This window comes from Sphingomonas gellani (genome assembly GCF_900110035.1).
In the GTDB taxonomy this organism is placed as follows: domain Bacteria; phylum Pseudomonadota; class Alphaproteobacteria; order Sphingomonadales; family Sphingomonadaceae; genus Sphingomonas; species Sphingomonas gellani.
This window is the reverse complement of the sequence record NZ_FOCF01000009.1, coordinates 73,901-87,366: the sequence shown is the minus strand read 5'-3', so window position 1 is coordinate 87,366 and position 13,466 is coordinate 73,901. Positions and strand designations below refer to the sequence as shown.

Sequence of the window (13,466 nt, the reverse complement as noted above, 5' to 3'; positions counted from 1 at the left end):
ACGTTTCATGCGCATCTTCGTCACCGGCGGGGCCGGGTTCATCGGCTCGGCGCTGGTCCGCCACCTGATCGAAAACAGCGGACATGAGGTCCTGAATTTCGACAAGCTGACCTATGCCGGCACGCTGACCACCGTCGAGCGGGTGGCGCAGTCGAACCGCTACCGCTTCGTCCAGGGCGACATCTGCGACCCGGAGGCGGTGCGCGCCGCGATCGCGGAGTTCAGGCCCGACGTAATCACCCACCTGGCGGCGGAAAGCCATGTCGACCGCTCGATCGACGGTCCGGGCGCGTTCATCCAGACTAACTTGGTCGGCACCTACACCATGCTGGCGGAGGCGCGGGCCTATTGGCTGTCGCTGGACGATAAGGCCAAGGCCGCGTTCCGCTTCCACCACATCTCCACCGACGAGGTGTACGGATCGCTGGGCGAGACGGGGCTGTTTACCGAGGATACGCCCTACGACCCGCGCTCGCCCTATTCGGCGTCGAAAGCGGGCTCGGACCATCTGGTCAGCGCCTGGGGCCACACCTTCGGCCTGCCCGTGCTCATCACCAACTGTTCCAACAATTACGGGCCGTATCACTTCCCCGAAAAGCTGATCCCGCTGATGATCGTGAAGGCGCTCGCCGGCGATCCCCTGCCCGTCTACGGCAAGGGCGATCAGGTCCGCGACTGGCTGTTCGTGGAGGACCATGTCCGCGCGCTGCAGGCGGTGTTCGAGCGAGGCGAGATCGGCCGGACCTACAATGTCGGCGGTCACAACGAGAAGCAGAATATCGAGGTGGTCCACACCGTCTGCGCGATCCTGGACCGGCTGCGCCCTCGCGGCGATGGCCAGTCCTATGCGGCGCAGATCACCTCCGTCGCCGACCGGCCAGGCCATGACAAGCGCTATGCGATCGACGCGGGCCGCATCAACGACGAACTCGGCTGGCGGCCGCAGGAGACGTTCGAGACCGGCATCGAGAAAACGGTACGTTGGTATCTCGACAACGAGGCATGGTGGCGCCCGCTGGTCGAGGCCAAGGCGGCCGAGCGGCGCGGCGTAGCGGCCTAACATGTCGCCCGATCGACCTGTCGACATGTCGGATCGCCGATGATGCGGTCGGTACTTGTCACCGGCGCGAACGGTCAGCTCGGCATCGAACTCGCGCGCGCCTCCTGGCCCGAAGGATGGCAGGTCGTGGCACTCGGTCGCGACGCGCTCGACCTGTCCGACCCTGCCGCGATCAGCGGCATCGTGTCGGCTGGGCATGAGGGACAGCCCTTCGCCGCGGTCATCAACGGCGCGGCCTATACCGCAGTCGATAAGGCCGAGGACGATCAGGTCATCGCCTGGAGCGTCAACGCCCTTGCCCCCGCCGCATTCGGTCAGGCCTGCGCGCGGGCTGGCATCCCGCTGGTCCAGGTGTCGACCGACTATATCTTTCCCGGCGACAGGCACGGCGCGTGGGAGGTGGACGACGCTCCGTCGCCGCTCGGTGTCTATGGCGCCTCGAAGCTGGGCGGGGAACTCGCCGTCCGCACGTCGGGTGCGCGGCACGCGATCGTCCGCACCGCCTGGGTGGTCAGCGCGCACGGCGCCAACTTCGTGAAGACCATGTTGCGGATCGGGGCTGACCGCGGGCACCTGCGCGTGGTCAACGACCAGCGCGGCAGCCCGACCGGCGCGGCCGACCTGGCCCGGGCGCTGATGACGATCGCGGTTCGGCTGGCCGGGGATGAAGACATGCCCAGCGGCACGTATCACTTCTCCAACGCCGGTGGCGCGAACGGGATAAGCTGGGCGGAGTTCGCGACAGAAATCTTCCACCAGTCGGGCGAACGGGGCGGCCCCACCGCGAGCGTGGAGTCAATCGCTACGGCCGACTATCCCACCCCGGCCCGCCGGCCCGCCAATTCGCTGCTGGACACGGGCGCGATCACGGCCGCCTATGGCATTGCCCCGCGACCCTGGCAGGCGGCGCTGGGCGACATCCTCGACGAACTGATCGGAGTAAGACAGTGAAGGGCATCATCCTGGCGGGCGGATCGGGCACGCGGCTCCACCCCGCGACGCTGGCGGTCAACAAGCAGCTGCTGCCCGTCTACGACAAGCCGATGATCTATTACCCGCTGTCGGTGCTGATGCTGGCCGGGATTCGAGACATCCTCATCATCTCCTCCCCCGAATATCTCAGCAATTACCAGCGCCTGTTCGACGACGGCTCCGCCTTCGGCCTGTCGATCCGCTATGCTGAACAGCCCAAGCCCGAGGGGCTGGCGCAGGCGTTCACAATCGGCGCGGAATTCATCGGCGACGACAATGTCGCACTGGTGCTGGGCGACAACATCTTTTTCGGTGCCGGCCTGCCCGACCTGCTCGCCAGCGCGGTTGCGCGCAAGGAAGGCGCGACGGTGTTCAGCTATCGGGTCGAGGATCCGGAGCGCTACGGCGTGGTCGAATTGGGTCCCGACGGACGGGCACTCAGCCTGGAGGAAAAGCCCGCCGCGCCCAAGTCGGACTGTGCGGTGACCGGGCTGTACTTCTACGACAACCGCGTCGTGGACTATGCCCGCAACCTCCAGCCTTCCCCACGTGGCGAGTTGGAGATCACCGACCTCAACCGGCTGTACATGGAGGCGGGCGACCTGTTCGTGGAACAGATGGGGCGCGGCTATGCCTGGCTGGACACGGGCACCCACGACAGCCTGCTGGAAGCATCCGAGTTCGTTCGCACCCTCCAGCATCGCCAGGGAATCCAGATCGCCTGCCTGGAAGAAGTCGCGTTCGAACAGGGCTTCATTACCGCGGACCAGGCGCGCGCACGCGGCGAGATGTTCAAGAAGACGGCGTATGGCCGCGCGATCCTGAAGGCGGTGGACGGCGCCTGATCTCATCCAGCCCGATCGGACCGCAGCCTATACCGCTCAATCCCCGATCGGGCTTTCGCCGTGCTTCCGCAACACGTCGTTGAACGCTTCGGCCATCAGCGCCTGGAGGCTGCGGCCCTGGCGGCGGGCCAGCGTGTGCATGGCGAAGGACATTTCGGGGCTGAAGAAGCCGGCGATCTGCTTGCGGCCTTCTCGGCTGACCGGGCGAGCGGAGGAGGTCCTGCCCTCTGACGGTTCCGCGGATTGCGGGGTTGCGAGGGCACGTGGCGCTGGCGGCGGGATCGGTGCGGGGGCGGTGCCGCGCAGGTTGGCGAAGGAGGGTTTGCGGCTCATCGTGCGGCCTTTCTCTTGCGTGGGGTCGGCATGTCGATTTGTCGACACGTCCACTTGTAGAGTTCCCGAACCTCTTCCGCCGCCTTGCCGGCAGGATCCAGTTCGGTGACGGTGCGTCCCTCCGCGCTGGCATGGCGATAGGCGGCGCGGTCGGGCAGGATCACCGGACATGGCGGTGTGCCGTAGCCGTTCACCAGCTCGCCTGCTTCCTGATACATGCGCGGGGCATTGGGCGGACCGGCGGTGAACACCACGAAAGCGGGCTTGCGCAGCAGCTGGACCAACTTGGCGGTGGTCTGAATCGCCGACAGGTCGAAGGCGCTGGGCCGACACGGGATCAGCACCAGGTCTGCCACCTCGACGGCCGCCCGGGCTGCGCTGTCGGCATGGGGCGGGGTGTCGATCACGATCACCTGCGCGCCCTGCCCCTTCGCCTGCGCGACCTTCGCGGCGAGGCGCGGCGGTGGGCTGTCGATGACCTCGGGCGGAGCATCCTGCCGCCATGCGGCCCATTGGCCGGCGGTTGCCTGGGGATCGGTATCGATGATGAGCGACACGGCGCCCGTGTCCTGAGCCGCGGCGGCGAGGTGAAGCGCCAGGGTGGTCTTCCCCGCGCCTCCCTTCTGGCTGATGATCGCGATGGTCGGCATGTCCGCTCTTCTACGTGTCGACATGAGTGGATGTCTACGAAGAAGTGAAAACAGGATCTGCTTGTCCACCGGCATATGACGCGCTTGATCCGGCATTCAGCCCGATTTCCAACACCCTCCGCATCTAAGGATCAGCGTCGATCTGATCGCGTCGGCATTCGATCGCTTCTTCTAGGGAGCATGTGACGGCGTAGCCGGCACTCCCGGCCTTGATGTCTGGGCGATCTTTTCGATGGTGAGCTTTTTTGCCTCGTGTTGACCGACTAGGCCGAGGCGTTCGCCACCTGAATCATTAAACTGTTAAGTGGTTGCGGATCATTGTGAGACTCACATGATTGACCGTCGATCGCAGATCCCAGACGCGCCAACATCCGACCGAGCGCACCGCCAACCGTGACGTTCGCCAGTTCGCGACAGCTCAGACCGGCCATCATTCCGGCGACAGCCTCGACCCGATCCGCCTCACGCTGCATTACGTCCACCGGCAGTGGCGCCGGGCGCAACCATCGTGGCAGCAGGCCCATGATGCGTGCGGGGTGGAGCGGGCGATAGACGTTGGAGGTCTGCTCCCAACGCGGTCCTGGCCCGGTCCCTTCGACCCGCTTGAACCGGCGCTGGCGAACCAGGAAGCCCGCCGCCTCCAGCGCGACCAGCGCTCGCGCGACGGTGGCGCGGCCGAGCGCGGTCGCCTGCGCCAACCGGTCATAGGTCGGAAACACGCGCCCGGCGTTGACGCGGGCCAGCATGCAGATTTCCTCGAATACCCGCACCGCCCCCGCAGTCAGCGCGGTCAGCGCACGCTCGGCGGACGATAGGGCGCGCCTTTCGGCACGCGCCGATCGTTTCAGGCGACGTCCGGCATCCAGCGCGGCCCGCGCGGTACGCAGCAGCCGGTCGCATTCGCCCTTTGCCGGCACCGCGAAGAACGCGTCCTCGAAACTTCCCGCTTCCATGCTGCCGCGCAGCACGGGCGCGCCGGTATGGTGCCGGGTACCGGATCGCCGCGAACCGTCGCCACGTGCGATCCGTCCGCCGACGCGGCCGAGCGCCAGCGCCGTCGCTTCACCCAGGGTGAACGCCGTCATCTTCCCTCCCTTTCGGGCTGGGACCAAGAGACAAAAAGAGGGCGTGGCGCGAAACGCGCATCCTTGAACTGATGTTCGCCGGGGTGTATCTGGAGGGGGTCGGTCTGACTGGCTCTACCCCGGATCGACGTTTGGCGACGTCGCTCCAAATCAACACCCTTTGGGATGCCCGGCCTTCGTGCCGGGCTTTCCTTTATGTGGTCACAGCCGCTCCATCAGTGTTTGCCTCCGGCCGATCGACCGGGCCGACACTTGTCGCAGCAAAACTCCAACATCGGAAGCGTTGTCGGTTCGTGCTTTCGAGTAGAAAATAGCAGAAATTTGACCAAATCTGCGGCCTTCACCCATTTCTATTCGTGCTATCGAGTAGAAATTACGGTGAAAGTTCGTGCTTTCGGATAACAATTACTCGTCGCTGGACGAGCCGCCTTCCGCCGATTCGTTGTCCGAGTCGGATGATGATTCGCTCGCGGCGCGGCGGGTGATGACGACCTGCACGGGACTGGACCTGCGTCCGCGCTTTGCCGTCTCTCCCTCCGGCTCGCCGGGAGTTTCGACCAGTTCGACGTCATAGTCGGGAATGGTGTCGGTGCCGGCGATCTGTTTCAGCGCGGCGCGGAAGTTGGACAGGGGGTTCTGGTACCCGATCTGGAGGCGAAACGTCGCCAGGTCGACCTCCAGTCGGTCGTCTTCCGAGGTGGCGCGCGCGACCTCGTAGATGCGCCGCTCGATCGGGCCGAGCTGGAAATAGGCCGCGGCATAGTCCAGCACCTGCCGGTCGCGCAGGATCGCGCGAAACAACCAGTCGCACAGGCGCACCTTGACCGCCTTCAGCCGGCGCTCGCCTGTGCGCGTCTTGGAGTAATGCAGCCGCGCCTCCGACAGCCAGGAGAAGAAGCCCTCCTCCCCCTCCCCGCCGGCCTCGATATTGGTCTTGATCTGCGTGCCCTGCAGCCGCTCCAGCGCCTCCGACAAGCGGTTGTACGAGCGTGCCGAGTGATTGGCGCCGGTTACCGTGAACAGGTCGTGCGCGGTGAACACGAAGTCCTGCGCCACTTCCTCGCCGGCCTCCACCTTGGCCGCCATCAGGCTGGCGATGTAGAGCACGATCTCCTTGTCGTAGATCGTCGCCACCCCGCTGGCCGAGGGGCGCACCTCGATCGAGACATTGGCATGCTCGTAGGTCAGCGGCTTCATCCACGCGTTCTTGGACAGCGCGAAAAAGGGAAAGGCCATCAGCGACCGCTCGCCTCGGATCTCGCTGGTCAGCGGGCTGTCGAGCTGGAACAGGTCGCGCTGGGATATCTTGGGTGCCTTTGCCGGCGTTTTCCTGCCCTCTTTGGGCTGTGCGGTGGTGGTCGGACGGGTCATGTGCATTTCCTACTCGAAAGCACGAAGATTTGGCATCCCACCGGGCGCAGGCAGTGGAAAAACCTGTGTCAGGCAGCCCCCAGTTCGTGCTTTCGAGTAGGAAATGCGAGTTTGCCCCGAACTGCTCATCGAGCCACGATCCGGCCGGTCGTCAGCCTTGGGGCAGCAGGCTCCGCATATGGCCATGAGGTGCGATCTGCGTCCTTCCGCGCCGGGCGCGTACACAGGATTCGGTGGCCCTTTCCCTTGCAGGCTCGCACATTGTCTATCTGTCGACAGGTATGAATGGCGACAGAGTTGGTCAGAATGCATTGCCGAGTTTGAATATGCTGCAGGTGAGAATTATCTGAATACTTGGTGTTAATGCCAGTTCTTGTGATAAACTTCCCCGCAAGGAGAGGCGGATGAGAACCGTGGCAAAGTTGATCGGGGCCGCAATTCTCGTGGCATGTCCTTCAGGCTTAGCCTGGGCGCAGCAGGCGCCGGACGGCGCGCCGCTTCGCGAAACCGTCGGATACGACGTCACTCCGTCGCTTTCCCCTTCCCCGCTGTCTCCCTCCAACGCGACGACCACCGTGTCGCCGAGCAGCGTACCCCAGGCGATGGAGCGGATGGACGAGGGCGCGGTAGCCGATGTGTCGCTGGGCACGCTTTATGCCGGCGGGGATTTCGGCACCGGATCGCACACCAGCATCTGGAGTTCCGCGGTGGGCGCCCGGCTGCGGCTGGGCGACTGGAAGCTGTCCGCCTCGCTGCCCTGGATGCGGATACGCAGCCGATCGACCATCTTCACCGGCATCGACGCGACCCCGGTGCTGGTCGCGCCCAACACTTCCCCGATCAAGCGCACGGCGGACGGCTTCGGCGACCTGACCTTGGGCGCGGCTTATACGATCGCGCCCGAAGGCGCCCCGGTCGAGGTGGAGCTGTCCGGCCGCGCCAAGCTGAATACGGCGACCAAGAGCAGCGGCCTGTCGAGCGGCGAGAATGATTACGCGCTGGGTGCGGACGTGTCAGTGCCGATGGGACGCGTGATTCCGTTTGCGTCGTTCACTTACCGCTTTCTGGGCGACACGGCGACCTATCGGTTGCGCGACGGGCCCGCGGCGTCGGCCGGTGCCTCCTATTCGCTGGGATCGGACAGTTTCCTGCTCGCCTCCTATCATTATTCCCGCGCGGCGACGCGGTTCGTGGGCGACGCGCATGAGCTGTTCGCGGGTGCCTCGACCCGGCTGGCGCGCACGCCGATCCGGGTGACCGGTTTCGTCACAGCGGGATTGTCGAGCGGCGCGGCCGACGCGGCGGGTGGTGTCGCTTTGTCCTATGGGTTCGGAAGTCCGCGATGAAGGCCAGCGGGTATCGTCTGTCGCGGATGGGCCTGTCGCGGATGGCGCCCGCATGATCCGCTTCCGCCGCGCCTCCGCCGCGCCGATCGGGCGGGTCTATGCGGTCGGCGACGTGCACGGCCGGCTCGACCTGTTCGGCCGGCTGATGACTATCGTGAAGCGCGACCATGCCGCGCGCCTGCCGGTCGCCACGCGGATCGTCCTGCTCGGCGACATCGTCGATCGCGGCCCCGACAGCGCGGCGATGGTGCGCGGCTGCATGCAGCTGACCGCGTCGACCGATCGTTTCGTGGTGCTGAAGGGCAATCACGAGGCGATGATGGTCGAAGCGCTGACCGGCAACCTGACGGTGTATGGCCATTGGCTCGGCTTCGGCGGCCGGGAAACGCTGCTGAGCTGGGGCGTGGACTGGTCGGTGGCACATGGTCCCGCCACGCCGGAAAACCTGCGCATTGCGGCGGAAACGGTCGGGGCCGAGGCGCTGGCCTGGCTGGCCGCCCTGCCCCTCCACCACCAGCATGAGAACCATCTGTTCGTCCACGCCGGCATCCGTCCCGGCGTTCCGCTGCGCAAACAGAGCGCGGAGGACCTGTTGTGGATCACCGACGACTTCCTGAAGTCGGACCAGCCGCATGGGATGACTGTGGTGCACGGCCATTCGATCCACGAGGCGGGACCGGTGATCCGCCCGAACCGGATCGGCATCGACACCGGCGCCTATCGCACCGGGCGGCTGACCGCGTTGGGTGTCGAGAATGGCGAAACCTGGACGCTGAACACGACGCCGGCGCCCCAGCCGGTACCGGCGGGCGACGTTGCCGCGTTCGAGGCCTATTACCAGCAGGGACTGGCCCGCGCGGCCGGACGGGGTCGGCGTGTTTCGGCTTCTGCGGGGAAAGCCTGATGACGGCCGGCATGTTCTTCGAAGATGCGGGGCTGGATACCGACCTGCGCAGCATCCTGGGCCTGGAAGGCGACGCGGCGCCGGCGCGAACGGCTTCCGCGTCCAAGGCACGGCCGACGCCCCCGTCTCCGCCTCGGCAACATGCTCCCCCCAGGCACCAGGACACTCATCTCCCGCAGGCCGAACCGTCTCCACCGCAGGTTGCACCACCTCCGTCGCAAGCCGAACCGGCGCAGCCACAACGGACCGCAACGCCTTCTCCCCTGCAGCCCTCCCCTGCCCCCGCACGGCCCGCCGAACCCGATCGGATCCCCCACCAGGAGCCGGTCGAGCCGTTATCTCAAGCCGTTCCCTCCTCCTCACCACACGAAGTCACGTCACCGCCACGCCGACAGGAACCACCTGCCCCGCCGCGACAGGTCGATCCGCCTTTACCACCACAGGCCGCATCGCCGCTGCCTTGGCAGGAGCCGCCGGCCATTCTGCCACGGCCCGAAGCGCCTCCTCTCACTGAACCGCACGCGGACACCGATCGCGCGGATCTGCGCGAAGCGCTCCCTCTTCAGCCGACCGCGTCACCGAACCCTTGGTTGGAACCCCCTTCCCCACCGCAACAGGCCGTAACCGATCGCGCGTCACGCCAGACGCGCGCCCTTCCGCGATATGTTCCGCCCGAGCGCCCGTGGCGGCAGGCAGCCGCCTCCCCTGCGCCTTATCAGGCACCAGCCTCTCCGACGGACCCGGCACCTCCTGCATCCGAGATGCAGGCCGATGCTGCCACGCCGCATCCACCCGCCTCGCCGCGTGTGTCACGCGGAGCGGCAACGGCCATCGCCGCCTCCCTGGGCCTCGTGCTGGTGGCGGGGACGACGGTGACGCTTCTTCACCGCGCACCGGTGGAGCAACACGGAGAGCCGCAGGGCCGACAAGCCTCCCCGGCCGTGATACGCGCGCCCTCCCCGCCTCAAAGCGACGTCACGCCGGTTCGTCAGCCAACGGCACCGGACGGCAGCGTCGTGGTAGATCGTCCGGCAACGGGAAACTGGGCGGACACCGGCACCGCGACACAGGTCGCGACGGCCGGCAATGCCGTCACCAGCCCGCCCATGCGCGCACGACCATCGTCGCCCGGCCCCGCATCGGCACGGCCGGGCAGGCGGGCGATACCGACAATGCCGCTCGCTTCTCCCTCGGCACTTGCGTCGAACCCCTCGCCTTTCACCTCGGATATCGCTTCTGCCTATGGAGCGATTCCGGCGAACCAGCCCCCTCGCCTCACGCCCGTTCGCACGGATAATCCTCCAACCTCGACGCCTGCGCGCGATGTGGAGGTGGCAGCCAACGATCCCCCGCCGCGTGTCGACGCACCGCGCCTGCCCGAAGACACCGTCGTTTCCGCTCCCCGTGCGCGAAGGGACAGTCTCGACGCCATCCGCGCCTTGCGGCGGCAGTAACGCGGAGCAAGCGTCAGGTGGCGTTGGAAATGACGCGGGATCTCGACGGCGAGGCGGCTCGTGGGTTGGCAGGCACGGCAGTGATCGGTTGCGGCTGATCGAGGGTGGGACCATCAGGCCCGGCGAACCGAAAAGCGATCCGCTAACTGCCTGCCTCGTCGTACGGTGAACGGCTAGCCTCGAATGCGGTGCCTCGGCGTTGCTGCCCTGCCATCATGTCTAATGTCGACACGTCGAAGTGATGACCTTGCGACCTGTAGGTTTCCGTTGCACGGTACGCCATCGCATCTGATCGCTGACGTGTCGTCATGTCGACACAGTGAAAAAGGACGTGGTGCCATCACCGCAAGTACAGGGCGACAGCGTGCGGGGACTACCGGCGGAAGGACGGCTCGACCGGCGCCAGCGCGACCTCGACGACAGGCCGTGCTGCGATGACAAAGGAACGTCGCCATGGCACTGGCATGATCGTGTCGTCGGCACGGGACAATGGCGGGATCGTCGAGGCGGGCGGGCGGACACGTCGTCATGTCGACACTGCTACGGAACGACATGACGACGACAGGTCGAAATGGCGGATGCCGCGGATCAGCGACATGTCGATAAGTCCTGCCTCCTCCCCACTCTGCGGCCCACGCCATGAAACCGCAGGGCTTGATGCGGGTTGAACCTGCCAGCCCATCGCTCGACGACGGGACCGGGAGTTTCTTTGCAGGAGGCACATCATGAAGATTCGCCACATCACCGCAGCCGTCGCCACGCTTGGCCTTGCGATCTCCGCCCCCGCAATGGCGCAGACCACGCAACAGACCAAGGTCGACCACGACACCAAGGTCAAGGACGGCGTCGCCACCACGACGACCAAGGTCACCAACACCTCCAAGCGCAAAACCAACCGCCCGAAGAAGGTGCTGGGCGTAAAGGTCGGCCACAAGACGGTGACCCACAAGACCGTGCGCGAAAGCTCCGTCAGCTCCGATGGCAGCCACAGCACCACGGTGAAGACCAAGTAAGGGCAGGGGGGCGGGTGTTCACATCCGCCTCTCTTTTACTCCCCCTACATGTCGACATACATACATGCCTGAATATTGGCATACACCCCGATATGCGGATCGTGGCCGGCAGGGGCCGCAACGCACCGCTTCACGCATCGGCTCAGCCAAAACATCGGCACCGTTGCCGCCGGTTCCAAGAGTCTACTGGAAAGAGGGCACGGGCGAGGCTTTCCAGAGGGCGAGTTAAGTCCCGGTTCCGCCGATGATGCGACGCGACCTGTCGGCGTGTCGACATGTCGCGACATCGTGGTGTCACGCTCCTCTGCCGCCTCCGCCTGGCGCTTTACGCCATAACCATCGAACGCCTTGCCGATGTCGGGCGAAGGCTTCAGCGCCGCAGCGACATCGGCGTCCGCCCTTGCGCGCACGGGCGATGCCGCGGCCATAGAGCGAGCTGGCAATGTCAGGGTCCCTGCCCAGTGCAGGGTCGTAATCCGCGATCGCGGCGTTGCAATCGGCCAGCGCGACTTCCAACGCCAAGCCGGCCATCGCCTTGGTCCAGCAGATTTCGTTCAGCGCGCCGGGATCGCTCGTCTTGGCGCGGGCGATCGCGAAGTCTCTGTCGGCGCGCGCCAGGTCGCCGGACCGGGTCAGCACCATTCCACGCGACGTCAGCAGGATCGGGTCGCCGGGCGTCGTGGCGATCGCCGCGTCAAGCGCTGCACGGGCGCCCTTCAGGTCGCCGGCTCTGGCCAACTCGTCACTCTTGGCAGCCAGCATGGGAACGTAGTTCGGGTCGAGCTTCAGCGCCGCGTCGATGTCCGTCATGCGGCCGGCATGGTCCGTCGCTGCGCGACCGTTCAACCGGTTGGGATAGATCCACGGCTCCGGCTTGATCGCCAGCGCCGGGTCATAGGCGCGGGCCGCCCCATCCGTGTCGCCGAGTGCCTGGTACATGTTTGCGGCCGCCACCTGAGCATAGCTGTCCCGGGGAGAGGCGCTGGGCAAGGCGGACACGACCATCACGCTGGTCGAAAGCGAGGAGATCGGCACCGTCGGCGTCGGTGAGGCGACGATTCTGACTATTCACTGGTTCAACAATCTGGTCGGCCTGGACGAGGCGCGCTTCATGGCCGACACCGGCGCGACCTGGAAGCTGGGGATCCAATTTCGCGGCTGGCAGGGGGAGGGGAGCGGCTATTTCCACCCCGTCGGCACTTATGGCGGTCCTGGCGACACGACGATGTTCCCGCACCGGCTGATCCGTGCTTGGAACGCGGGCGAGGCCGCTCCGATCGAGGAGTATTCGCTGACCACGCAGGTCACGCGCGCGGGCGGGTTCGCTAAACCCGCATCGGACCCGTGATCGCTGTTGTCGACGCTGGGCCATTAGTTCCACTTCGACGCCGCCCGCTATGCCCGACACCTGCGTGAGCTGGCGGAGAGGCGCGGGGTCGTCCGGCACGAGGGCAGAGTGGAGCATGTCGATCGCAACGCGGCCACCGGTCATGTCACGGCGCTGCGAACCGCGCGGGACGATACGATTGCCGGCGACCTGTTCATCGACTGCTCCGGCCTGCGCGGGTTGCTCATCGAACAGACGCTGGGTGCGGGGTTCGACGACTGGTCGCACTGGTCGCCCTCAGACGCCGCATGGGCGGTGCCGACGCGCGCGATGGAGCGGCGCCCGGTCTACACACAGGCGACCGCCGACGCGGCCGGCTGGCGCTGGCGCATTCCGCTGCGCCACCGCACCGGCAACGGCTACGTGTTCTCGACCCGTTTCGAGCAGCCGGATGCAGCGCGCGAGCGGCTGCTGGCGGCGCTGGGCGAGGAACCGCTGGCCGAGCCGCGCCTGATCCGCTTCGTGCCGGGCCGCCGGCGCCGCGCCTGGGTCGGCAACGTCGTGGCGATCGGGCTGTCGGCCGGATTCCTGAAGCCGTTGGGATCGACCAGCATCCACCTGATCCAGAGCGGCATCGCGCGCCTGTTGTCGCTGTTCCCGCGTGGGGATGCCTCATCCCTGCTGGCGGAGCCGTACAACCGGCTGAGCGCGCGAGTTCGAGGACGTCCGCGACTTCATCATCCTCCATTACCACCGGACGCAGGGCCGGACCGAGCCGCTGTGGCGATACTGCCAGGCCATGCCGATCCCCGACACGCTGGCGTGGAGGATCGACCAGTTCCGCACCTCCGGCCGCCTGATGCTGACGACGGACGAGATGTTCCGCGATGCGAGCTGGTTCGCCGTTCTGACCGGGCAAGGTGGGCGGGCGCGCGATCACAACCCGCTGCTCGACGTCATTGGCGATGCCGACAACAGCCGCCAGCTCGCTGCCATGCGCCAGGCGATCCGCGCAGCGGCCGCGCGCATACCCGCGGCGGACTGATCGGTGGCGTGTCCGGTGCCGCGTACCATGCCGGGCTTCCACCAACGCGGGGCACGTCAAA

General features: G+C 66.4%; 12 protein-coding genes and 1 pseudogene. 7 read left to right on the top strand and 6 right to left on the bottom strand.

Annotation, left to right across the window (positions count from 1 at the left end; all coding sequences use genetic code 11):
• Positions 1 to 7: 7 nt before the first annotated feature.
• Genes rfbB through rfbA form a run of 3 tightly spaced genes read left to right on the top strand, consistent with a single transcriptional unit; the run spans position 8 to position 2,877 of the window.
• Positions 8 to 1,060 carry a dTDP-glucose 4,6-dehydratase gene (gene rfbB, locus BMX37_RS15585; RefSeq protein ID WP_093666703.1) on the top strand — a complete coding sequence of 351 codons (1,053 nt, stop codon included), beginning with the start codon at positions 8 to 10 and terminating at the stop codon, positions 1,058 to 1,060.
• Between the two features lie 39 nt (positions 1,061 to 1,099).
• Positions 1,100 to 2,011 carry a dTDP-4-dehydrorhamnose reductase gene (gene rfbD / locus BMX37_RS15580; protein ID WP_212611461.1) on the top strand — a complete coding sequence of 304 codons (912 nt, stop codon included), beginning with the start codon at positions 1,100 to 1,102 and terminating at the stop codon, positions 2,009 to 2,011.
• Positions 2,008 to 2,877 carry a glucose-1-phosphate thymidylyltransferase RfbA gene (gene rfbA / locus BMX37_RS15575; RefSeq protein WP_093666702.1) on the top strand — a complete coding sequence of 290 codons (870 nt, stop codon included), beginning with the start codon at positions 2,008 to 2,010 and terminating at the stop codon, positions 2,875 to 2,877. The genes rfbD and rfbA overlap by 4 nt, the downstream gene beginning before the upstream one ends.
• 36 nt (positions 2,878 to 2,913) lie before the next feature.
• On the opposite strand, the gene BMX37_RS15570 is transcribed toward rfbA, so the two are convergent.
• The 4 genes from BMX37_RS15570 to BMX37_RS15555 all read right to left on the bottom strand — a co-directional run bounded on the left by BMX37_RS15570 (position 2,914) and on the right by BMX37_RS15555 (position 6,316).
• Positions 2,914 to 3,210, bottom strand: coding sequence for a ribbon-helix-helix domain-containing protein (locus tag BMX37_RS15570; RefSeq protein WP_170842015.1), 297 nt, complete (start codon positions 3,208 to 3,210; stop codon positions 2,914 to 2,916).
• Positions 3,207 to 3,860, bottom strand: coding sequence for a ParA family partition ATPase (gene parA, locus BMX37_RS15565; RefSeq protein ID WP_093666701.1), 654 nt, complete (start codon positions 3,858 to 3,860; stop codon positions 3,207 to 3,209). Before parA ends, BMX37_RS15570 begins: the two co-directional genes overlap by 4 nt.
• A gap of 263 nt (positions 3,861 to 4,123) precedes the next feature.
• Positions 4,124 to 4,945, bottom strand: coding sequence for a helix-turn-helix domain-containing protein (locus BMX37_RS15560; RefSeq protein WP_093666700.1), 822 nt, complete (start codon positions 4,943 to 4,945; stop codon positions 4,124 to 4,126).
• A gap of 405 nt (positions 4,946 to 5,350) precedes the next feature.
• A complete protein-coding gene (locus BMX37_RS15555) occupies positions 5,351 to 6,316 on the bottom strand; it encodes a replication initiator protein A (protein WP_093666777.1) in 966 nt (321 codons plus the stop codon).
• Between the two features lie 404 nt (positions 6,317 to 6,720).
• On the opposite strand from BMX37_RS15555, the gene BMX37_RS15550 reads away from it, so the two are divergent.
• Together BMX37_RS15550 and BMX37_RS15545 are read left to right on the top strand one after the other, a co-directional pair.
• The gene (locus BMX37_RS15550) at positions 6,721 to 7,662 is read left to right on the top strand and encodes a hypothetical protein (RefSeq protein ID WP_139198111.1); all 942 of its coding nucleotides are present in this window, start codon (positions 6,721 to 6,723) and stop codon (positions 7,660 to 7,662) included.
• Between the two features lie 52 nt (positions 7,663 to 7,714).
• A complete protein-coding gene (locus tag BMX37_RS15545) occupies positions 7,715 to 8,566 on the top strand; it encodes a metallophosphoesterase (RefSeq protein ID WP_093666776.1) in 852 nt (283 codons plus the stop codon).
• 988 nt (positions 8,567 to 9,554) lie between these two features.
• Here the strand turns inward: BMX37_RS15545 and BMX37_RS15540 are convergent.
• Complete coding sequence (locus tag BMX37_RS15540; RefSeq protein WP_093666698.1) at positions 9,555 to 9,788, bottom strand: hypothetical protein; 234 nt, start codon at positions 9,786 to 9,788, stop codon at positions 9,555 to 9,557.
• A gap of 957 nt (positions 9,789 to 10,745) precedes the next feature.
• Between BMX37_RS15540 and BMX37_RS15535 the strand changes: the two genes are divergently transcribed.
• The gene (locus BMX37_RS15535; RefSeq protein WP_093666697.1) at positions 10,746 to 11,033 is read left to right on the top strand and encodes a hypothetical protein; all 288 of its coding nucleotides are present in this window, start codon (positions 10,746 to 10,748) and stop codon (positions 11,031 to 11,033) included.
• 294 nt (positions 11,034 to 11,327) lie between these two features.
• Here the strand turns inward: BMX37_RS15535 and BMX37_RS15530 are convergent, their stop codons facing one another.
• Positions 11,328 to 12,068, bottom strand: coding sequence for a tetratricopeptide repeat protein (locus BMX37_RS15530; RefSeq protein WP_139198110.1), 741 nt, complete (start codon positions 12,066 to 12,068; stop codon positions 11,328 to 11,330).
• On the opposite strand from BMX37_RS15530, the pseudogene BMX37_RS15525 reads away from it, so the two are divergent.
• Positions 11,998 to 13,405: pseudogene (locus BMX37_RS15525) on the top strand (tryptophan halogenase family protein). The gene BMX37_RS15530 and the pseudogene BMX37_RS15525 sit on opposite strands and share 71 nt — an antisense overlap.
• The last annotated feature ends 61 nt before the right edge of the window (positions 13,406 to 13,466 follow it).

Bases quoted from the DNA above. Each gene is read 5' to 3' on its own strand.
- rfbB (WP_093666703.1), top strand. From the start codon at position 8: ATGCGCATCTTCGTCACCGGCGGGGCCGGGTTCATCGGCTCGGCGCTG.
- rfbD (WP_212611461.1), top strand. From the start codon at position 1,100: ATGATGCGGTCGGTACTTGTCACCGGCGCGAACGGTCAGCTCGGCATC.
- BMX37_RS15570 (WP_170842015.1), bottom strand. From the start codon at position 3,210: ATGAGCCGCAAACCCTCCTTCGCCAACCTGCGCGGCACCGCCCCCGCA.
- parA (WP_093666701.1), bottom strand. From the start codon at position 3,860: ATGCCGACCATCGCGATCATCAGCCAGAAGGGAGGCGCGGGGAAGACC.
- BMX37_RS15560 (WP_093666700.1), bottom strand. From the start codon at position 4,945: ATGACGGCGTTCACCCTGGGTGAAGCGACGGCGCTGGCGCTCGGCCGC.
- BMX37_RS15555 (WP_093666777.1), bottom strand. From the start codon at position 6,316: ATGACCCGTCCGACCACCACCGCACAGCCCAAAGAGGGCAGGAAAACG.
- BMX37_RS15550 (WP_139198111.1), top strand. From the start codon at position 6,721: ATGAGAACCGTGGCAAAGTTGATCGGGGCCGCAATTCTCGTGGCATGT.
- BMX37_RS15545 (WP_093666776.1), top strand. From the start codon at position 7,715: ATGATCCGCTTCCGCCGCGCCTCCGCCGCGCCGATCGGGCGGGTCTAT.
- BMX37_RS15535 (WP_093666697.1), top strand. From the start codon at position 10,746: ATGAAGATTCGCCACATCACCGCAGCCGTCGCCACGCTTGGCCTTGCG.